The sequence below is a fragment of the Mucilaginibacter boryungensis genome (assembly GCF_015221995.1).
Lineage (GTDB): Bacteria > Bacteroidota > Bacteroidia > Sphingobacteriales > Sphingobacteriaceae > Mucilaginibacter > Mucilaginibacter boryungensis.
On record NZ_JADFFM010000002.1, the window covers coordinates 1589829 to 1611313 of the forward strand.

General features: G+C 45.0%; 16 protein-coding genes. 12 read left to right on the top strand and 4 right to left on the bottom strand.

Annotated features, from left to right (window positions below):
- From thrA to thrC, 3 genes are all read left to right on the top strand, one after another.
- Nucleotides 1-2451 (top strand): bifunctional aspartate kinase/homoserine dehydrogenase I, encoded by a 2451-nt coding sequence (gene thrA / locus IRJ18_RS20020; protein WP_194108057.1) that lies wholly within the window; start codon nt 1-3, stop codon nt 2449-2451.
- Nucleotides 2452-2618: 167 nt separating this feature from the next.
- Complete coding sequence (locus tag IRJ18_RS20025; protein WP_194108058.1) at nt 2619-3596, top strand: homoserine kinase; 978 nt, start codon at nt 2619-2621, stop codon at nt 3594-3596.
- 154 nt (nt 3597-3750) lie between these two features.
- Nucleotides 3751-5055, top strand: a complete 1305-nt coding sequence (thrC, locus tag IRJ18_RS20030; RefSeq protein ID WP_194108059.1) for a threonine synthase — start codon at nt 3751-3753, stop codon at nt 5053-5055.
- 74 nt (nt 5056-5129) lie between these two features.
- Here the strand turns inward: thrC and IRJ18_RS20035 are convergent, their stop codons facing one another.
- A complete protein-coding gene (locus tag IRJ18_RS20035; RefSeq protein ID WP_194108060.1) occupies nt 5130-7697 on the bottom strand; it encodes an OstA-like protein in 2568 nt (855 codons plus the stop codon).
- A 52-nt stretch (nt 7698-7749) separates the two neighbouring features.
- On the opposite strand from IRJ18_RS20035, the gene tilS reads away from it, so the two are divergent.
- From tilS to IRJ18_RS20075, 8 genes are all read left to right on the top strand, one after another.
- Nucleotides 7750-9084, top strand: coding sequence for a tRNA lysidine(34) synthetase TilS (tilS, locus tag IRJ18_RS20040; protein WP_194108061.1), 1335 nt, complete (start codon nt 7750-7752; stop codon nt 9082-9084).
- Nucleotides 9081-9566 (top strand): hypothetical protein, encoded by a 486-nt coding sequence (locus tag IRJ18_RS20045; protein WP_194108062.1) that lies wholly within the window; start codon nt 9081-9083, stop codon nt 9564-9566. Before tilS ends, IRJ18_RS20045 begins: the two co-directional genes overlap by 4 nt.
- A 102-nt stretch (nt 9567-9668) precedes the next feature.
- Nucleotides 9669-10883 (top strand): ABC transporter permease, encoded by a 1215-nt coding sequence (locus IRJ18_RS20050; RefSeq protein ID WP_194108063.1) that lies wholly within the window; start codon nt 9669-9671, stop codon nt 10881-10883.
- Between the two features lie 42 nt (nt 10884-10925).
- Complete coding sequence (locus IRJ18_RS20055; RefSeq protein ID WP_194108064.1) at nt 10926-12164, top strand: PP2C family protein-serine/threonine phosphatase; 1239 nt, start codon at nt 10926-10928, stop codon at nt 12162-12164.
- Nucleotides 12165-12324: 160 nt separating this feature from the next.
- Complete coding sequence (locus IRJ18_RS20060; protein ID WP_194108065.1) at nt 12325-12921, top strand: ribonuclease HII; 597 nt, start codon at nt 12325-12327, stop codon at nt 12919-12921.
- A 62-nt stretch (nt 12922-12983) separates the two neighbouring features.
- Nucleotides 12984-14186, top strand: a complete 1203-nt coding sequence (locus IRJ18_RS20065; RefSeq protein WP_194108066.1) for a glycosyltransferase family 4 protein — start codon at nt 12984-12986, stop codon at nt 14184-14186.
- 40 nt (nt 14187-14226) lie between these two features.
- Nucleotides 14227-15303, top strand: a complete 1077-nt coding sequence (gcvT, locus tag IRJ18_RS20070) for a glycine cleavage system aminomethyltransferase GcvT (protein ID WP_194108067.1) — start codon at nt 14227-14229, stop codon at nt 15301-15303.
- A gap of 160 nt (nt 15304-15463) precedes the next feature.
- On the top strand, nt 15464-15970 hold the full coding sequence (locus IRJ18_RS20075; protein WP_194108068.1) for a hypothetical protein: 507 nt from the start codon (nt 15464-15466) through the stop codon (nt 15968-15970).
- Between the two features lie 48 nt (nt 15971-16018).
- On the opposite strand, the gene IRJ18_RS20080 is transcribed toward IRJ18_RS20075, so the two are convergent.
- Entirely contained in the window at nt 16019-17551 is a 1533-nt protein-coding gene (locus tag IRJ18_RS20080) for a serine hydrolase (protein WP_194108069.1), read from the bottom strand.
- A 173-nt stretch (nt 17552-17724) separates the two neighbouring features.
- Between IRJ18_RS20080 and IRJ18_RS20085 the strand changes: the two genes are divergently transcribed.
- Nucleotides 17725-19839: a S9 family peptidase gene (locus IRJ18_RS20085; RefSeq protein ID WP_228072965.1), complete on the top strand. Its 2115-nt coding sequence runs from the start codon at nt 17725-17727 to the stop codon at nt 19837-19839.
- Between the two features lie 80 nt (nt 19840-19919).
- On the opposite strand, the gene IRJ18_RS20090 is transcribed toward IRJ18_RS20085, so the two are convergent.
- Together IRJ18_RS20090 and mutY are read right to left on the bottom strand one after the other, a co-directional pair.
- On the bottom strand, nt 19920-20336 hold the full coding sequence (locus tag IRJ18_RS20090; protein WP_194108070.1) for a single-stranded DNA-binding protein: 417 nt from the start codon (nt 20334-20336) through the stop codon (nt 19920-19922).
- Nucleotides 20337-20359: 23 nt separating this feature from the next.
- Complete coding sequence (mutY, locus tag IRJ18_RS20095; protein WP_317174113.1) at nt 20360-21472, bottom strand: A/G-specific adenine glycosylase; 1113 nt, start codon at nt 21470-21472, stop codon at nt 20360-20362.
- Between the last annotated feature and the right edge of the window lie 13 nt (nt 21473-21485).

Consider the following 21485-nt stretch of genomic DNA (forward strand, 5'->3'; position numbering starts at 1 on the left):
ATGAAAGTTTTAAAATTCGGAGGGACATCGGTAGGCAGCGCGCAAAGCATCAGCACTGTAATTGATATATTAAAACAAGAGGACCTAAGCAACGGTGCTCCGGTAGTAGTGCTATCTGCTATGAGCGGGGTAACGAACCTGCTGGCCGAGATGGCCGAAAATGCTGCAAACGGTAAAGATTTTACCGCTCACCTAGCTGAATTGGAAACCCGCCATTTTTCGGTAGTTAAAGAACTGCTGGATGTGCAGCAGCAAAACCCGGTATTTACCCGCCTTAAGCTATACTTTAACCAACTGGAAGATTTGCTGCAAGGTGTGCTGACCCTGCGCGAACTTACCCCCAAAAGCCGCGACCTGATACTGAGTTATGGCGAACGCTGTTCAACATTGATGATCAGCCGCATAGGTTTGCAATATTTTCCGGGCTGTGTATTTGTTGATGCTACCGAAGTGATTAAAACCGACAGCGCCTACGGGCAGGCCAAGGTTAATATGGACCTGACCGGCATTTTGGTAAAAGATCTGTATGCAGCTAATCCCGGCAAAATCTTATTCGCCACCGGTTTTATTGCCAGTAACGATGCCGGTAATGTAACCACACTGGGCCGTGGCGGCAGCGATTATACTGCGGCGCTTTTTGGTTCGATACTGAATGCCAGTGAAATTGAGATATGGACCGACGTGAACGGTATGATGACCGCCGACCCGCGCATGGTTAAAAAAGCCTTTTCGCTGCCCGAATTGAGTTATACCGAGGCGATGGAGCTTTCTTACTTCGGCGCGAAGGTGATCTACCCGCCAACCATGATACCGGCTTTCCTGAAGAAAATCCCTATCGTAATTAAAAACACTTTCGATACCGCATTTGAAGGCACAGTGATCCGGTCGGATTGCAAAGCATCCGGTTTGGCTATCAAGGGTATCTCATCGGTGAATAAGATCAGCATCATCAATCTGGAGGGGAGCGGCATGGTAGGCAAAGCAGGCTTTAGCGGCAGGCTATTCTCGCTGCTGGCCCGCGAGCAGATCAACGTGATACTCATCACTCAGTCATCATCTGAACATAGCATCACCTTCGCGGTGCAGCCTCACGATGCCGGGCGTGCTAAACAACTGATAGAGCAAGAGTTTGAACTGGAGCTTTTAGCTAAAAAATTGGAATATCCGGTGATAGAAGAAGATCTGTCGGTGCTGGCCATTGTGGGCGAAAACATGAAGCAAACGCCTGGTATGTCGGGTAAATTGTTCCATGCGCTGGGCCGTAACGGTGTGAATGTCCGCGCCATTGCGCAAGGTTCGTCAGAATATAATATCTCGGTGATCATCTCTGGCAAGGACCTGGCCAAGGCGCTGAATGCTGTGCACGATGCCTTCTTTAGTCAATTGAATAAAACCCTGCATGCCTTTTGCTTAGGTACGGGTAATATCGGCAAAACTTTATTCAGGCAGTTAAATCAGCATAAAGGGTTCTTGGAAGAGAATAATGGCATACAGGTAAAAATAGCCGGTATTAGTAACACCCGTAAAATGGCATTCGATACTGATGGGTTCGATCTGGACACCTGGGAAGATACACTGCAAAGCAAAGGCGAACAAGCCGACCTGGCCGAGTTTGTGGCCCGCATGAAGAGCCTAAACCTGCCAAACTGCGTATTTATTGATAATACGGCCAGTCCAAAACCTATTGAGTTTTACGAAGGTATTTTTAAATCGAATATATCGGTAGTTACCTGTAATAAAATAGGCAACTCGGGTAAATATAACCAGTACAAAGCCTTTCATGATGCTGCCCGTGCGCACGGTGTCGACTTCTTTTATGAGACCAATGTTGGCGCAGGCTTGCCAATCATCCGCACATTAAAAGACCTGATGGCCAGCGGCGATAGGCTGCAGAAGATAGAGGCTATCCTTTCGGGGACTATATCCTTTATTTTCAACAACTTTAAAGGCGACGCTAACTTCCATGATGTGGTAAAAATGGCGCAGGAATTAGGCTATACCGAACCTGACCCGCGTGATGATTTGCGTGGTACCGACTTTATGCGAAAAATGCTGATACTGGCCCGCGACGCCGGTTACCAAATGGAAGCCACCGATGTGCAGATAGACAATATACTACCGCAAGCCAGTTTAGACGCCGCCACCGTGGAAGATTTTTATGCGACACTGAAAGCCGAGAACGCCTTCTTCGATAACCTGAAAAACGAGGCTGAAAGCGGGAATAAGGTATTGCGCTACATTGGTAAACTGGAAAATGGCAAAGCCAGTATCAGCCTGCAAATGGTAGATGCGGAACACCCGTTTTATACCATGAGCGGCAGCGATAACATTATAGCCTTTAATACCGATCGCTACAAAGACCGCCCAATGGTGGTAAAGGGCCCCGGCGCCGGCGCCGAGGTTACCGCCGCCGGTGTATTTGCTGATTTAATAAACGTGGGCGCGAATTAGGGTAAATGCGAAGTGTGGAATGCCAATTGCGAATGATATAAAAACAAAATAAACGAAATGTCATTTCGAACGAGGTACGAGGAGAAATCTTATACGCGCGACAAATCAAACAGTATAAGATTTCTCACTACGTTTCGAAATGACATAATTTATAAAAATAAAAGGAAATGGAAGATCTAATTCTGCCTGATAAAAAAGTTAGCCAAGCGAAAGACAGCAAAACAATACAGGTCTTCGCGCCAGCTACTGTCGCCAACGTAGTATGCGGTTTTGACGTACTGGGCTTTGCCGTGAACGAGCCGGGCGATGAAGTAGTGATGCGTGTTACCGATAAACCCGGCATTACCATCAGCAAAATTACCGGCGATAACGGCCGCCTGCCACTTGATCCGGCTAAGAATACCGTGAGCGTAAGTGTAAGGCATTATTTGGAAAGCGTCGGTCAGCCGCATTTGGGGTTGGATATTGAATTGCATAAAAAAATGCCGATAGGCAGTGGCCTGGGTTCAAGCTCGGCCAGCACGGTGGCGGGGTTGTTTGCCATAAAAACCCTGCTGGGTGATGATAACGACGTAGCTAAACTATTACCCTTTGCCATGAAAGGCGAGGAAATGGCCTGCGGGCACGGCCATGCAGATAACGTAGCCCCGGCGCTGATGGGCGGCTTTGTGCTTATCCGCAGTTACGAGCCGTTGGATGTTGTGCGTTTACCACATCCCGCCGGACTGTATTGTGCTATTGTATTCCCCGATGTGGATGTACCAACCCGCGAAGCAAGGCAGATCATCCGCAACAAAATAAACATGAAGGATGCCGTAACCCAATGGGGCAATGTAGCCGGACTGGTAAGCGGTTTGTTTATGAATGATATAGACCTGATCGGTCGCAGTATGAAAGACGTACTTGTTGAACCTGTGCGTAGCATGCTGATCCCCGGCTTTTACCAGATGCGCGATATGGCGATGGAACTGGGCGCGGTAAGTTTTGGTATCTCAGGCTCGGGCCCATCGGTATTTGCCTTTACCCGCGATGAGCAAACAGCACATAATATTACCAAAAAACTGCAGGCATTTTTAACCGGAATAAAGATCAATTCCAACAGCTACGTATCAACCATAAATGATAAAGGGCCAAGGGTTTTGTAATCCCTACCCCAACTGTCATTGCGAGGAACGAAGCAATCGCGAACTATGCAAATCGCTTTGAGGGTGTGCGATTGGTACGCTACGCTCGCAATGACAAATAATAAAAAGTAAATCGGTGAAATCGAAGCAACATCGGTGAAATCACAATAAAAAAATGAAACTATACAGCACTAACGATCTATCATCAAGAGTAAACTTCAAAGAAGCTGTTTTTAACAGCATGCCCCAGGATAAAGGGCTTTACATGCCGGTAGAAATATCGCCGCTACCACAGGACTTTATCGATCACCTGGATAAATACACTTTACCCGAGATTGCTTACACGGTGGCTAAACATATGCTACAGGGTGCTATTCCTGACGGTGACTTGCAAGCGCTGATAAACGATGCGATAAACTTTGACGCACCGGTAGTTGAACTGGAAGAAGATGTATATGTGCTGGAGTTATTCCATGGACCTTCACTAGCTTTTAAAGATTTTGGCGCGCGGTTTATGAGTCGGGTGATGGCATATTTTTTAGAAGCCGGTGAAAAGCAGCTGGACGTTTTGGTTGCCACATCAGGCGATACGGGCGGTGCGGTAGCCTTAGGGTTTTTAGGGGTGCCCAATACCCGGGTTACTATCCTGTACCCCAAAGGCAAAGTAAGCGGTATGCAGGAACAGCAATTGACCACTAACGGACAAAATATCCGTGCACTGGAAGTTGACGGCACTTTTGATGATTGCCAGGCCCTGGTGAAACAGGCATTTACAGATACGGAGCTGAATGAGAAATTCAGGTTAACATCTGCCAACTCTATCAATATAGCACGGCTTATCCCGCAGACCTTTTATTATTTTAACGCTTATGCGCAGCTATTGCGCCAGGGTAAAAACAAAGTGGTATTTGCTGTGCCAAGTGGCAACTTTGGTAATATTGGGGCAGGTTTACTGGCCTGGAAAATGGGCTTGCCTGTACAACAGTTTATTGCGGCCACAAACGCAAACGATACCGTGCCCGAATTTTTAAAGACAGGGGTATATCAGCCCAAACCAACCGTAGCTACCTTAAGCAACGCCATGGATGTAAGCAGCCCCAGCAACTGGGTGCGCATTGCCGACCTGTTTAAAAATGATACCGAGGCATTAAAAAAACTCATCACCGGCTATAGTTTTAACGACGAGGATACCGTGAAAGCCATTGTAAAAATATTTGGCGCGTATAAATATGTGGCCTGTCCGCATACCGCTATTGCCTGGCTGGCGCTTACTGACTATATGGAAAAACAGGACAATGGCGCCACTGGCGTATTCCTCTCTACCGCGCACCCTTGCAAGTTCCCCGATGTATTTCCGAAGCAAATTAGCAAAGCGGTTGAGATACCTGAGCAGGTAAAAAACTTGTCTGCAAAACCCAAACAGGCAACGGCCCTAAAAGCTGATTTTAACGAGTTTAAAATCTACCTGTTAAATAACTAACTACGCACGCTAAACCAATACATAAACCGTAAGCCGTCCCGTTAATCCGGGGCGGTTTTATTGTTATGCGATTATTAAGGCTTCTTCGCAACCGTATCCCGCTTTACTTTAACCGCTGGCAATTTCGTAACCGAATCTGCTTTAGCAACAGTCGAATCTTTTTTAAGCGCCTTTAATTGGGGTTTTATAGTTTTAACCGAATCGGTTTTGTTCCCCGCTGATTTTTGCAATGCCCCCTTAACCGGTGCTTTGCCTTTGCCTGCAGGTGCGGGTTTTTCAACCACATGCTTTTTCGGGTTAATCACATCTTCTTTTGAAGCTGGGCGCTCCTTTGGTTTCCAGATAAAGCCTTTCAGTATTTTATCATCTTCCTTTACTTTGGCTATAGGGGTTACTTTATGATCCGGACTTAATATAAAAGCGGTATTAGCCATCTCACCGTTCTTCATGTTAAGGTTTATTCCCCCGCTTAACGAGCGTTGCATCTCTGTCACCTTGCCTGCTTTGTTCCGGTTAAAATAAACGGTTTCCGCGTTGCCCCTTACCGTAGCGTGCGATATTTTACTGTCTTTAAAATAGGCCCGCAAGCGCTTGCCCGCCATTTGGTTAAAATGGGTGGAGTCGTTTTTTTCTATATAAACAATTAGCGCGTTGGGGAACACATCCATGTTATCCAGCTTTTTGTTTTTCATTTCCATATAGATGGTATCGCCGGATAATTGTGCGCCCTGTGTCCAATATATGGGTTTCACAAAGCTTCGGATAATAGAATCGGCCGAGCTATAGAAAAGTGAATCGGATTTGCCCTGCAGGTCGGATTTGAATATACGTACATTATGGTGCGCGCTTAATATTCTTATCCGGCTGGTATCGCTTAATTTCGGCTTGACAATCTTTGCTATAGAATCCGCTTTAAGCGAATCGGCCAGCATTTTGGCCTTGCCTAATATTTGGCGGTTAGTCCCCGTTTTTGCATCCGTCTTTTTATTCTTGTCGGTTACAGCGCTTGCCTTATCAACCGGTTTTATATTCTTAGCCCCTTTTACATTCACGGTTGTCTTTGCCGTAGTATCCTTTGCACCTCTTGCCGCCGCCGCCAGCTTTGTGCTATCTGTTACAACCTTGCTAAATAAAGGCCTGTCTTTAAACGTAGGCACATCAAATATCGGTTGGGGCATTTCCTTTATAAGAAATTTGGGCATAGTAGCCTTGGTATAAGGCACAAAAGGTTTGCGCGGGACAACACTGGTGTCGTGTATGCCAGCCAGCCGGCGCTGTTCCTGCAGGTTTTTCAAAAACTTATAGGTAACAATCTGCGTTTCCAGCGTATCGGCGCCAATATACATGGTATCGCGCTTTACCCGGCGGGCGCTGTCTTTAACTGCTAAGGCGGGTTTGGCAGCCAGGCTATCTTTAGCAGCAGGGATAGTGGTCTTTGTTGTTTGCGGAACTGTAGCTACCCGGGTATTTTTAGGCGCGGCAAGGTTGGCTGTTTTGCTTAACGCGATGTTTTTTATACTGTCCTTTTGCTTATCAGTAATTACCGGCATGGTGTTTTTTACAGCTGGCATGGCCGCTATGGTTTTAGCCAGCGAGTCTGCCTTCCCTGCCGGGATATTTTTCGGGATGTTTGCCTGCGGGTTATCCAGTCGGGCCGTTTTTGTTGTAGTTGCAGCACTTTTAATCGCTTCCTTTACGCCATCCTGCTTTTGCGGCGGTGGTGCCATCTTGCTTACGGTATCTTTCCGGGTGGTATCCTTGTCTTCCGTCACAAAAATAACGTATGGGTTTTGTGTGATTACCGCACGGTCTTCGGCTTTATAATATTCGCCCAGGTTGCCCTTTATCGTAGTTTTTTGTTCGGTATCTTCAAAGGTGATATGTCTAATAGCCCTTCCGTAACCTTTCAGCTTATCATAAAATAAGCTATCCCCTTTTAACGATTTTGTGCCTTGCGAATAGCGGTTCTTTTTGCCAAAAAAAGCCTGCTCAGTCCGGGTATTATAACTGCCATTTTCGGTATAAAGTGTGTCTTTATCCTTTTTACCATAAATATGGGTAGGCCCGTAAAAATAAGTAATGCGCGAACCAGAGTTGTAGCGCATGGTATCTGTTTTTATCAACGCATCGGGACTGGTGGTTACCACATCATAACGAAAATAAGCATCGCGGGTAATAGCCGAGTAATAGCCATTTTTACTTACCAAGGTGTTCTCTTTATTTACCAGTTTACCGCCCTCTATATAGGTGCCGTATTTGGTAGCAGTATTATAGTTCAGGATATTGGTAGTTAAAGTAGCGTCTTTATCTACCAATTTCACATGATCGTTTAACAGTGCGGTTTTGGTATTATCGTTATAGTTCAGCTTATCCGCATATACATGCAGGGTATCGCCCTGGGTAATTACTACGTGACCAAAGGCATCGAAAGTATTTGTATTGGGATAAATAATGGCGCTATCTGCCCGCAGGGTCGAGAACTTCTGTACAAAAGTGCCATTATATACCCTAAAAATATCCACACCGTTCAGCTTCGAGCCAATAGTTTTGTCGGACCTGGTTAGGTTAATGGTCATTTTTTTCTGCCCCAGGGCAGCTACAGAAAGCAGTAGTATAATATACGTTAAGAGCTGTTTCCTCACGTTGACAAAATTAGTTTTTTGGTCGCGCTTATTAAATTAATAATTTTGCTGCATGCTCCCTGCCGATCGTTTCAGTCGCTTTATTGACCAAAACCAGCTTTTTAACAGCGGGAGCAAGGTTTTAGCGGCGGTTAGCGGGGGCACGGATTCGGTTTTAATGGCCCATTTACTGGCTGCCGCGGGTTATCATTTCGGCATTGCACATTGCAATTTCCAGTTAAGGGGCGCCGCTGCCGATACCGATCAGGCTTTTTGCCGCGGGTTAGCTGATACTTTAAAGGTCAATTTTCATACCATTAATTTTGATACAGAAGCCTATGCCCGCCAGCATAAAATATCTATTCAAATGGCGGCACGCCAGTTGCGCTATCATTGGTTTGAAAGCATACGTGTACAAAACCACTATGATGCCATTGCCTTAGCGCATCACCAAAACGATACGATTGAAACAATATTGTTGAACCTTACCCGCGGGACGGGGATTGCCGGCATGCACGGCATACTGCCCAAAAACGGCGCGCTGGTAAGGCCCATGCTTTTTATGCAACGGCAAGAAATTGAACACCTGGTAACCGCGAATAACATTGCGTATGTTGAAGATAGCAGTAATGCTTCCACAAAATATGCCCGTAACAAAATAAGACTGGAAGTTATCCCCAAGCTAAAGGAACTTAATCCTTCGCTGGAAGAAACATTTGAGCGCAACCTGCAGCATTTCCGCGAACTGGAAACGTTGCTTGAATTGGAAGTATCCCGGCAAAGGCAGCGTTTTACCGAACATGATGGAGAACTGCACCTGTCTGTTGATGCCGTTAAAAACCTGAAACCGCAGCGCTTGTTATTATTTCACCTGCTGCAACCTTACGGTTTTAACCAGGAGCACGTGGATAGTATAATAGCTTCGCTGGATAAACACGCGGGAAGAATATTTGAAACGACCGGATATACGTTATTGTTAGATCGCGGTGAGCTGATATTGAAAAGTACGGCAGGGGATATTTTATCATCTATAGAAATAAACAACGATACTGCCGGGGTAAACTACGGCCCATACCGTTTAACTTTGCTGCACGATGATAGCCCGTTAATTGTTAAAGATAACCCAATGGCTGTTTCGGTAGATGCAGCTAAGCTGGTGTATCCGCTCAGTATCAGGCCGTGGCAGCGAGGCGATTATTTTTACCCTCTTGGAATGCGGTCAAAACAAAAATTGAGTGACTTTTTTATACATCAAAAAGTACCTTTGCACCATAAAAACCAGGTGCCGGTATTGGTAAATGGCAATAATGAAGTAATTTGGATTGCCGGATACCGTCTGGATGACCGTTATAAAGTGAGCGGTAAAACTAAAAAAGTTACTATATTCGAACTGTATAAAACACCATGAACGATAATTCGGTCTTTATAGAAAAACAATACCTGGGCCGCGAATGGATACCGATAACCATCCGTTTGGTGCTGGCCATGTTTTGCTTTGCCGCCTACTTTTTTACCGACGAACGCGAACGTAACGGCGACTTGCTGGCAGTAGTGGGCTTTGCCATTATTATTATTTCTATATTAATGGGATTCCTGCTGCACTTCCGCATCCGTGTAATTAACAAAAGCGTGTTGATCGATGGCTTATGGAGCAGCAAACTGGTTAAAATAGATCTGAACAGCATTGTAAAGGTAGAAAAGGGCAGCTATAGCCGCTACCTGTTCAATAACCCGGTTTATAACTTGCACAAAAGCGGCACCATCCGATTTTATACCGCCGGCAGTGATGCCATCCATTTAACCGACCGTGACGGCCTGATCTATATTATTGGTTCGCAACATGCCAACGAGTTTTTGCGTGCGATAAAAGACGAGATGAAGAATAAATAAGTCGGAAGTCTTAAGTCGTTAGTAAAAAATCAAATTCTTCATTTCTTATTCTCCAAAATTGGTAAAATGTATATTAGCAGACTGAAGACTTTGAACTTTTAAATGGCTGATCTAACCCCAACCCAACGTGCGCTGTATGCCTTTAAACGCAACAAACTTGCTGTTGGCGGCTTGATATTTATTGCGCTTTCGGTTGTTATCGCAATACTGGGTTATCTTGTTATGCCCGATGGCACCCCGCAGGCTAACGACATGATACTACAGATAAGCCTGAAGAAGCCCGGCAGCAGTTTTACCATGCTCCGCATCCGCAAAAGCAACGCTGTAGATACGGTTAACATTTTCCAAAAGTTATGGTCGGGCCAGCCCGATTTTTATACTAATGTGCCCGTCACTGCCTGGCGTATTATTAAAGATTCTATTTATGTAGATGAATATATTGGCGCCGAGGATAAGCCCGAACATAAAGCCTATAACATTTTTGAGGTAGTGAGCGGCAAAAAGGCCGAATATAATAAGTATGATGAAGTTACCATCAATTGGTATACCGGGAAACAAACGCATTTACCCTTAAGTAAAGCGTTGTATGATAAGTTTGCTGACGAGATAAAAGAAAACCAGATCATTAAAAAAACCTACATACTGGGTACCGACCTTTACGGGCGCGATTTGCTTAGCAGGCTGATACTTGGTACCCGTATTTCCCTTTCGGTAGGTTTAATGGCAGTTATTATCAGTTTAATTACCGGTGTAGTTATAGGTGCTTCGGCGGGTTATTACGGCGGCAAGGTTGACGCTGCCTTAAGCTGGCTGATGAATATTTTATGGTCGCTGCCTGCATTATTACTGGTTATTGCCTTATCATTTGCGCTGGGCAAAGGCCTTTGGCAAATATTTATTGCCGTAGGCTTATCCATGTGGGTAGAAGTTGCCCGCTTGGTACGCGGACAGGTAATGGGACTAAAGCAAGTTGAATACATTGAGGCAGCCCGCGCTATGGGCTTTAATAATTACCGCATTATTACCCGGCACATTTTGCCAAATATTACAGGGCCCATCCTGGTGCTGGCCTCATCAAACTTTGCTTCGGCTATTTTGTTGGAAGCAGGCCTGAGTTTTCTTGGGTTTGGGGCGCAGCCGCCTATGCCCACCTGGGGCGGCATGATACGCGAACATTACGGCTACATTATTATGGACCTGGCCTATTTAGCACTGGCTCCCGGCCTGGCTATTATGCTGATGGTGTATGCTTTTAACCTGGTGACTGTTGGCTTGCGCGATGCTTTTGATATAAAATCGCAGAGTACCCGATTATAAAAAATTAATTTCTATTTTAGTGTCAGCTTCAAAGGCTGCCTAATGCATTACACTAAACAAGATCAGGGTGAAGACGAGTTGATACGCCTGCTGCTTAAACGGCAGTCAGAGTTAAACTCATTACTTGAAATTACCCGGGCTATTAACAAAAATTCGTCTACGCCTGTCCTCATCCAAATGATGGAGGCTATTTTGCAAACGCACCTGAACGTGGGCAAGTTCAGGTTGATGATAGAGAAAGATAAAAGCTTTATTTGCATATCAAAATACGGCGGTCAGTTTGAAACATTGCCGGTATTGTTAAAAGCCTGCTCCGGTCTAAAAAAAATTCGTCTGCCTACCAAACTTAATGGGAACGAGCCCGGCCTGCTGAAAGGCTATAGCTACTTTATCCCTTTTTACGATAAAAACAAGCCCCTGGCATATACACTTATAGGCGATTTCAACTCAAGCGCCGAAATGGTGGATAACGACCTGGCCTTTATCCAAACGCTGGTTAATGCCATTATTGTGGCGTTGCAAAACAAAAAGCTGTTCCGCCAGCGGTTAGAGACCGAACGTTTTCAGCGCGAAATGGAGTTGGCGTCGGAAGTGCAGAATATGCTGATCCCCGTGAGGTTACACCGCGATTCGGCGGTGGAAATAGGCGCCAAATACCTGCCCCATCAAAATATAGGCGGCGATTACTTCGACTTTATCCGTATAAACGATCACGAACTGATCTGGTGTATTGCCGATGTGTCGGGTAAGGGCATCTCGGCCGCTTTGCTGATGGCCAACTTCCAGGCCAGTTTGCGTGCCTGGGCCATGGTAGAAGATGACTTGACCAGTATTATAGAGCGGTTGAATAGCATTGTAATTAAAAACACCCGGGGCGAGAAATTTATAACCCTGTTCCTGGCCAAATACAACCAGCAAACCCGCAAGATGAACTATATCAATGCCGGGCATAACCCATCGATATTATATGCCGAGGGCGAGGCGGTAGCGTTAAAATTAGGTACTACCATGATAGGCGCTTTTGAAGAGCTGCCTTTTATTAACCAGGGCGAAATTGATGTGGAACCAGGTACGCTTATTATTAATTATACCGATGGACTGATGGATTATGAGGTAGATCAGGGTAAACAATGGAACGAGGAGCAACTGGTGAAATTTGTGATCAATAACGGCGAACACTCGCCCGACAGGTTTAACCAAATGCTGATGGACCACCTGAACCTGGTTGTAAAAGGCAAGCCAATTGATGATATTACTTTGCTGACGTTGAGGATATTTTAGAGACATTTTCAGCCTTCCTATTCATGTAGACCCCCTTATCATAGCAGATTGATTTCATGATTTAATTTCTGATCTGCCTAACCTACAGATTGGGGTTATTAACAAACAGTGTGCAAATATTATTCTTGCTAACATTACGTTATAGTGTAATTTTGTAGCGATGTTATTAGCCAGGTACCAGTACGATCTTCTTGAAGCCGGTTGCGATGAAGCTGGGCGTGGCTGTTTGGCCGGGCCGGTATTTGCTGCTGCGGTTATCCTGGCGCACGATTTTGACCATTATTTGCTGAATGACTCAAAGCAGCTGAACGAAGCCGACCGGTATCAGCTACGTACCGAAATAGAGCAAACAGCCATTGCCTATGCGGTAGCATCGGTTGATAATTTTGAGATTGACGAGATCAATATCCTTAACGCGTCATTTCTGGCTATGCACCGGGCACTTGACCTGCTGCACCTAAAACCCGAGTTCCTGATCATAGACGGGAACCGTTTCAATAAATACAAAACCATTCCTCATGCCTGTATTGTTGAGGGCGACGGTAAGTATTTTAGCATTGCGGCGGCATCTATCCTGGCTAAAACTTACCGGGACGATTACATGAAACAAATTGCCCTTGAACACCCCGAATACGATTGGCATACCAATAAAGGTTACCCTACCATTAAGCATCGCGAAACGGTGATGAAAATTGGCTATACACCCTACCATCGCCGCACCTTCCGCGTAAGCGACCCGCAGTTAAGTATTTTTTAAAATAGTTTGTTTGCCGGGCTTAGGATGCTATTTTTGTTAACAAACCAGCAAACAAGCCCTTTGTGAAGATATTGATACTGACGCACCGTATACCATTCCCCCAAAACGGCGGCTACCCCATTGTGGTTGGCAACACCATCAGGGGCCTGGTTAACCAGGGGCACAATGTATCATTGGTTTCACTGAACGATAAGAAGCAAAATGGTAAAGTGATGGAAACCGACGAGTTGCTGGAACGGATCAACTACCGGTCGTACCCTATTGATACCAGCATCTCCATGCTGGATGCGTTCATCAACCTGTTCAGTCAGCATTCTGCTAATATCGATAAATATTATGATCCCGCTTTCGAACGCCTGCTGATAGGCGAAGTGAGGAATACCGCTTATGATATTATCCAATTTGAGGGGTTATTTGTTGCACCTTACCTTGAAGGGGTCCGCAAAAACTCTAAAGCCAAATTGGTTTATCGCGCCCATAATATAGAACACCAGGTTTGGGAACGCCTGGCTATACAAAAAAACGATCCGTTTAAACGCTGGTTCCTGAAAATGGTAGCCCGGCGTATAAAGAAATATGAACTACAGCACTTAAACAGTTTTGATGCCATTGCCGTATTTACCCAGCAGGATAAAATAACCATGGAAGGCTATGGCGCAAAAGTGAACATTGATGTGATACCGGTTGGGATAGATATGCAACGGTACCAGCCCGAGCCCGAAAAAACCGAGTACCCGAGCCTGTTCTTTTTAGGGTCGTTAAATTGGATGCCTAACCGGGAGGGGATTGAATGGTTTTTAGAAAACTTTCATAACGATTTAGTAGAGGGCGACCTGAGGGTTAAGTTTTATGTAGCCGGTAACGATATTCCCGAACAGTTTGATGAGTACGAAATAATGGGCAAAATATATATCCAGGGAGAGGTTGACGATGCGCTGGAGTTTGTGAACAGCAAGTCCATTATGATCGTCCCGCTGCTTTCAGGCGGGGGGATGCGGGTGAAAATTGTAGAGGGGATGGCTATGCAAAAATGTATTATCTCTACCAGTCTTGGTGCCGAAGGGATACAATACACCAATGGCGTGAACATCCTGATTGCCGATACCCGTACCGAATTTTTTAATGCCATTAAACGCTGTATTGCCGATGAGGAGTTTTGCCAAAACGTTGGCCTTAATGCCCGCCGCATGATTGAGAACCAGCACGATATACATGCCATTAGCGTTAACCTGGTTAAATTTTACCATAAGGTACTGGGTAAATAATCTGCGTTTATTTCCCTATTTTTGCGCACCAATAAATTTTATGAAGAATACCGCATTAACCGATACACACATTAAACTGGGCGCTAAAATGGTGCCTTTTGCTGGTTACAATATGCCTGTGCAATATAACGGCATCAACGCCGAGCACGAAACCGTACGCAAAGCCGTTGGCGTGTTTGACGTAAGTCATATGGGCGAGTTTATCCTGAAGGGTGATAAAGCCTTAGACCTGATCCAAAAAGTTAGCAGTAACGATGCATCGAAACTGTACGATGGCAAGGTACAATACGCGTGCCTGCCAAATAACACCGGTGGCATTGTTGATGACCTGCTGGTTTATCGCATAGATGATAAAACCTATATGCTGGTAGTCAACGCGTCGAACATTGAAAAGGACTGGAACTGGATAAGTCAGCATAACACTTTTGGTGTAGATATGAAAGATATATCCAACCGCACTTCGTTACTGGCTGTACAGGGCCCTAAAGCAGCCGAGGCGCTTCAAAGCCTGACCGATACCGATCTTGGATCGATGGAGTACTACACCTTTAAAAAGGGCAAATTTGCGGGCATTGATAACGTACTGATCTCTGCAACCGGTTATACCGGCGCGGGCGGCTTTGAGTTATATGTAGAAAACGAACATGCGCAGCAATTATGGGATGCCGTTTTTAAGGCTGGCGAAGCCTTTGGTATTAAGCCAATTGGTTTGGGCGCGCGCGACACCCTGCGTTTGGAAATGGGCTTTTGTTTATACGGCAACGATATTGATGATAATACATCGCCATTAGAAGCCGGCCTGGGATGGGTAACCAAATTCAGTAAGGATTTTGTGAACAGTGCTGCCTTGCAACAGCAAAAAAACGAAGGCGTAAAACAAAAGCTGATAGGTTTTGAAATGATAGACCGTGGGATACCACGACATGATTACCAGATAGTTGACGCCGATGGGAATAACATTGGCCGGGTAACCTCGGGTACGCAATCGCCATCGTTGCAAAAAGCCATTGGCATGGGTTATGTAAAAAATGAATTTGCTAAGGAAGGATCGGAAATATTTATCCTTATCCGCGATAATAAAATTAAAGCCAAAGTGGTGAAACCGCCATTTAAATAAATTTACTACCATAACAAAAAGCCACTCATTGAGTGGCTTTTTGTTTTTATCATTATTACCAGCCGTTGCGACGGAGTAATGCTTACCGCAGCATACGGTTGTTTTTATACGAACAGAAAGCGCGTTTATTGGTTATAAAGTGTGAACTATTATAACCGTTATGAAAACATCAAAAACACAAGCCATAAGGGCTGCAATAATAACCCTTGTTTGCGCAGGCCTGTTTAGTGCCAACGCTTACGCCCAGCAGACAACCACTCAGCAAAACAACAACCAAAATAACAACCAGCAGGGCACTAATCAACAAAATACCGCTCAACAGAACACCGGCCAGTCTAAAAACACGCTGCGTACCGGGGCTAACAGAGATTTTCCCGGCGACACAGTAACCTATGTACTTAACGGCAGCGATTTAAGCTTTGATAGCAAGCGCACCTTAATTTACGATGACAAGCACACCGTCGACTCGCTGGTTAATGCCTTAGCTAACCGCGATGATAAAAATTACCGCATCATTTATAAAAAACAAGGTCAGCAGGCCAGGCAGATATCGGTAAAAGCTTTAAGAAAAGTAGATAAATCGGGCTTTTATAAAATTACAGTGGCCTATAATAAACAACAATTATCGGAAGATGCGGCGCCGCTGTATATATTGAGTTCGAAATAACATAATCAATTTGTCATTGCAGCGAGCGTGGCAATGACAAAAAGATCATTATTGCACTTTCTTAAAATCGTAGGGTGTTTGTTCAATAAAATCGGCTACCTTAACCCGTACGCCACTTAGCTTACCGCCCGAGAACGTGAACGGGAATACAGCCTTGCCAAATTCCGGGTCCGAAAATACCACGTAAAAACGGTTGCCGCCTAAAGGCTGCGCGGTAGCAAACATTTTGGGGTGATGCTCAAAACGTAGCTGCAACTGATCAAGCTCGCCGCCAATGCTAACGGTCATGTTGCCGTACAGATCATTAAAATATTTGCCCGTGTACGCGGTTAAAGGTAAAGCACTGGGTAAATGCAGGGCTACCGAGTCGCGTAGTTTTTTATCAATTAACTGATCATTAGCCTGGTTCGTTTTGAAAAAATTCAAATAGGCTTCACTGTAGTTACGGTAAGGCAGTTTAAAGTAAGCATCCATAATTTCCCAGCGCAAGGCTTCGTAAAGGCTATTCTGGTCGGTATTGGTAAGGATGATAATGCCTAAACGGTCCTGTGGCACCAATGTTACCGACGATACATAACCATTTACCCCGCCATCATGCATCACCAGGCGATGGCCTGCGTAATCCTGCAAAAACCAGCCCATGCCATACAGTTCATAATTGGTTTCCCCGTTTAAATGGCGGATGCTTTTTACCACGTCCTGGGGCTCGTGGGTGGCGGCAATAGCCGCCGCGGGTATCACTTGTCGGCTGCCTACTTTACCGTTATCCAGCAGGGCCATTACCCACTTGCTCATATCGTTAATAGATGAGCATATGGCGCCTGCCGGGGCCAGCGCGTCAATCTGGCAATAAGGTATGGCCATCAGGCGGCCATCAACCAGCGTGTGCGCGGCAGTACGATTTAACGACTGGGGCATTTGGGCAGTAAGCGCTAAGGTATTGGTCATGCCCAATGGGGCAAAAATATTATCTTTCAGGTAAGCCTCCCACGATTTGCCGGTCACCTTCGGGATGATCTCGCCGGCAGTTAAAAATGCCGAATTTGTATACCCCCATTTGGTTCGGAAAGGATAAACCGCTTTCACATGCCCCATTTTTTCTATCACTTCCCTGCGGGACAGATTGGTATTATAAAAAGTGAAATCGCCCTGGAAGGTTTGGAACCCCAGGCGATGGCATAACAGGTCGCGGATAATAGCTTGTTCGCCTGCGGCTTTGTTATCCAGTTTAAACTCGGGAATGTATTTGGTTACTTTATCATCCAGCGATAGCAGTTTTTTATCCTGCAGCATGGCCAAAGCGGTAGCGGTGAAGGCCTTGGTATTGCTGCCTATCATAAACAGCGTGTTCTCGTCAACCTTGTTGGTAAGACCCAGCTCTTTCACGCCATAGGTTTTCATCACCACTACTTTGCCGTCTTTCACCACGCACACCGCCGCGCCTGGTATGCGCCAATTGGTTAGTGCGCGGTTCATGTAAACATCCAGGCTGTCCCGTAGGAAATTATTTCTGTCGGCCTGGGCTTTGGCCATGCCGGTTAACAATATAAAACCAATGCAAAAGAAGAATATTTTTTTCATGACCGTACCCCTAATTTATGCTGAAGAAAGTATTAATTTAACGTCAAATTTTAATAATGCATTATACCGTTAAAGTTTTAACTATAATCATTAAAAATCACAAAAAATTAAAAAGAATGCATAAAAAATTTCACTACACCGGGACAATTTTATTAATGGGTTGTTTATTGCTTATGTGTCAGGTAACAATGGCACAGCGCGGCGGCACCCAATGGGCAAAAGATGGCTATCAGTACTATCGGCTGCAAGGCGGCAATATTGTTGAGCTGGACATTCGCGATGCCTCAAAAAGTACTACCATCGTAACGGCGGCTATGTTAACCCCTAAAGGTGAAACAGCCCTATCTCCACGCCGGTTTTCATTTTCGGATGACGGTAACAAAGTATTGTTAAACACTAATACCAAACGCGTATGGCGCTACGATACCCGCGGCGATTACTGGGTGTACGACCTGCAAAAGAAGACCTTAAAAAAACTGGGTAAAGGTAAACCCGAATCATCATTGATGTTTGCCAAATTCTCGCCCGATGGCAGCAAAGTGGCGTATGTGAGCGAACACAATATTTATATGGAGGACCTGGCCACCGGTATTATAAAACCGCTTACTAAAGACGGAACAAAAAAGCTTATAAATGGCACTTTCGACTGGGCCTACGAAGAGGAATTTGATTGCCGCGACGGTTTCCGCTGGTCGCCGGATGGGCGTAACATTGCCTATTGGCAAATAGATGCCAGCAAGATACGCAACTATCTGATGCTGAATACTACCGATTCTACCTATTCATTTACTGTTCCGGTGGAATACCCAGTTGCCGGGGAAAACCCAAGTTCGTGCAAAATTGGCGTAGTTGATGTGGCTACCGCAAAAACTAAATGGATGAATGTTCCGGGCGATCCGATACAGCACTATATCCCGCGTATGGAATGGGCTGGCAATGGTAACGAGTTGATTTTATTACAATTGAACCGTCCGCAAAATGAGAGCCGGATCTTTATCGCTAATATTTCAAATGCCACCGCGCATGTTATCTATACCGAAAAAGATAAAGCCTGGGTTGATGTGCGCGATGCCGAAGGCTGGACATGGCTGGATAAAGGCAAAAAGTTTGTTTGGCTAAGCGAAAAAGACGGCTGGAACCATATTTACACTGTCGACCGCGATGGTAAGCAGGAATTAATTACTAAAGGTGATTACGACGTAATAAGCATTGACCAGGTTGATGAGGCCGACGGGGTGATCTACTTCACGGCATCTCCGGATAATGCTACGCAGAAATACCTATATAGTGTTAAAATTACCGGCGGCAAGGCTACACGCGTTAGCCCAATGGATGAGCCCGGCACACACAGCTATGAAATATCGCCGAATGGCAAAATAGCTTCGCATAATTTCTCTAACAGCTATACCCTACCGGCAAGCGAAACGGTAAGCTTGCCCGATCATAAACATTTAAGCGGTACTGTAATTTCAGTTAACCCGGCTGATAAAGCAAAAGGCCCCGAGTTTTTTAAGGTAAAAACAGTGGATGGCATTGAAATGGACGGCTGGATGGTTAAACCAACCAATTTTGATCCGAATAAGAAATACCCGGTTGTGTTTTTTGTGTATGGTGAACCGGCTTCGCAAACAGCGCCAGACAGGTATGGTGTTGGCCGTAACGGCGAGTATGTGGGTAGCATGGCCAATGATGGTTATATCTACATGTCGCTGGATAACCGTGGCGCACCTGTACCCAAAGGCCGCGAATGGCGCAAATCTATCTACAAAAATATCGGCTTAATTAATATCCGCGATCAGGCAATGGCTGCTAAGGAAATTTTAAAATGGCCGTTTGTGGATTCAAGTCGTGTGGCCGTTTGGGGCTGGAGCGGCGGTGGTTCATCCACTCTTAACCTGATGTTCCAATATCCTGAGATATACAAAACAGGGATAGCAGTAGCTGCCGTAGGTTGGCAATTATCGTACGATAATATTTACCAGGAGCGTTATATGGGCGTGCCGACAGATGCTGCCGGGCGCGAGCCGTTTATTAAAGGGTCACCGGTTACCTATGCCAAAAACCTGCGTGGTAATTTGCTGTATATCCATGGTACAGGTGATGACAATGTACACTATAAAAACGCTGAAATGCTGATCAATGAATTGGTTAAGTATAACAAGCAGTTCCAGCTGATGTCGTACCCCAACCGTACGCATGGCATATTTGAAGGGCCGGGTACAAGTTTACACCTGCGCACGCTATATACCCAGTATTTAAAGGAACATTGCCCGCCCGGAGGAAGGTAGTCTCGCAATGACAATAATATATACAAAAAACGCCCGGTGCATTGCACCGGGCGTTTTCGTGTTTTAAAAGGCCCTTTTGGCTAAAATGGCAAATCGTCATTGGCCGCGCCAAAATCGGTTACGCCTTCAGATTTTACGGATGTACGTTGGTTATTATCATCAAAATCACTTTTCCTTCCCAGCATGGTAAAGTTTTCGGCTACTATTTCTGTGGTGTACTTTTTAACGCCCTCTTTGTCTTCAAACGATCGTGTGCGGATTTTGCCTTCTATGTAAACCAATTTTCCCTTTTGCAGAAACTTAGCAGCTACATCGGCTAACCCCCGCCACATTACAATGTTGTGCCATTCGGTTTGCTCAACTTTCCTGCCATCTTTGTTAAAAGTTTCGGAAGTAGCCAGCGGAAAGCTTGCTACCGCTACTCCTCCTTCTAAATGACGAATTTCAGGATCTTTACCCAAGTGCCCTACAAGGATAACTTTATTAATTCCAGACATAGTTTAAAACGGGAAATTAGTTTTTAATTTAAAAATTTAGTTAAAAATATAAAAATGATTTGAGGGAGCGCTAAATTTTTTATTTTTTTTACTTCTATGAAAAAAAAGTCCCCTGTCGGCTTGTTCTTAAAACCATCCAATTCTATAAACCTAACGTATAAATGCTGATGGGTAAGCACGTGTTTATGCACTGCCGATATAGCTTTTACACTGGTGTTTTCAGATAAAAAAGACTTTGCTGCAGGTAAATCAAGCACATGGTGCGGCTCCATTAGCTCGGCTGTTTCAATTAACGGTAACTGGTACATATTGGTCCAAATATCCCCTGCTCCTCGTTTATGCATTAAAATAAGGTCGCCATCTTTTATTAATAGATAGTTAAAAAACCTTTTACGAATTTTAAGTTTATTAAGTTTTACAGGAAGTGTAGTAATAGCATTATGCTTAAAAGCATAGCAGCCTTCCCTAACCGGACAAATACCGCACGCCGGGTTTTTGGGTTTGCAAAGCAGCGCGCCAAACTCCATCATGGCTTGGTTATGCAGTGCGGGCTCATTGCGGTTAAGCAATTCATTTGCCAGCTTGCGGAAGGTTTTTGCGCCCTGCGTACTATTTATAGGCTCGTCAATGCCAAAATACCGGGCCAGTACACGGTACACATTTCCATCAACCACGGCACGCGGTTCGTTACCCGCAAACGATGCGATAGCGGCAGCCGTATATTCGCCAATACCCTTTAGTTTTATCAGCTGTTCCCACGATGATGGAAAAACACCCCCATATTGTTCCTGTACCAGCCTTGCGGTTATTAACATATTGCGGCCACGCGAATAATAGCCCAATCCTTGCCATAGGTTTAGCACCTCATCCTCGGTAGCGGCGGCAAAATCACTTACAGTAGGATACTTTTCCAGGAAACGGTTAAAATAAGGAAGCCCCTGTTCTACACGTGTTTGCTGCAAAATAATTTCCGAAAGCCATATCACATAGGCATCATTTGTATGCCGCCATGGCAGGTCGCGTTTGTTTTGGTGATACCAATGCAATAGCTCGTTAGGGAAGTCCATAAGGAACAAAAATAAGCAATAAGCATAGGTCATTTGTAACGATTTATGGGCGATGTGGAAAAAAATCATCTTTTATTTCAAT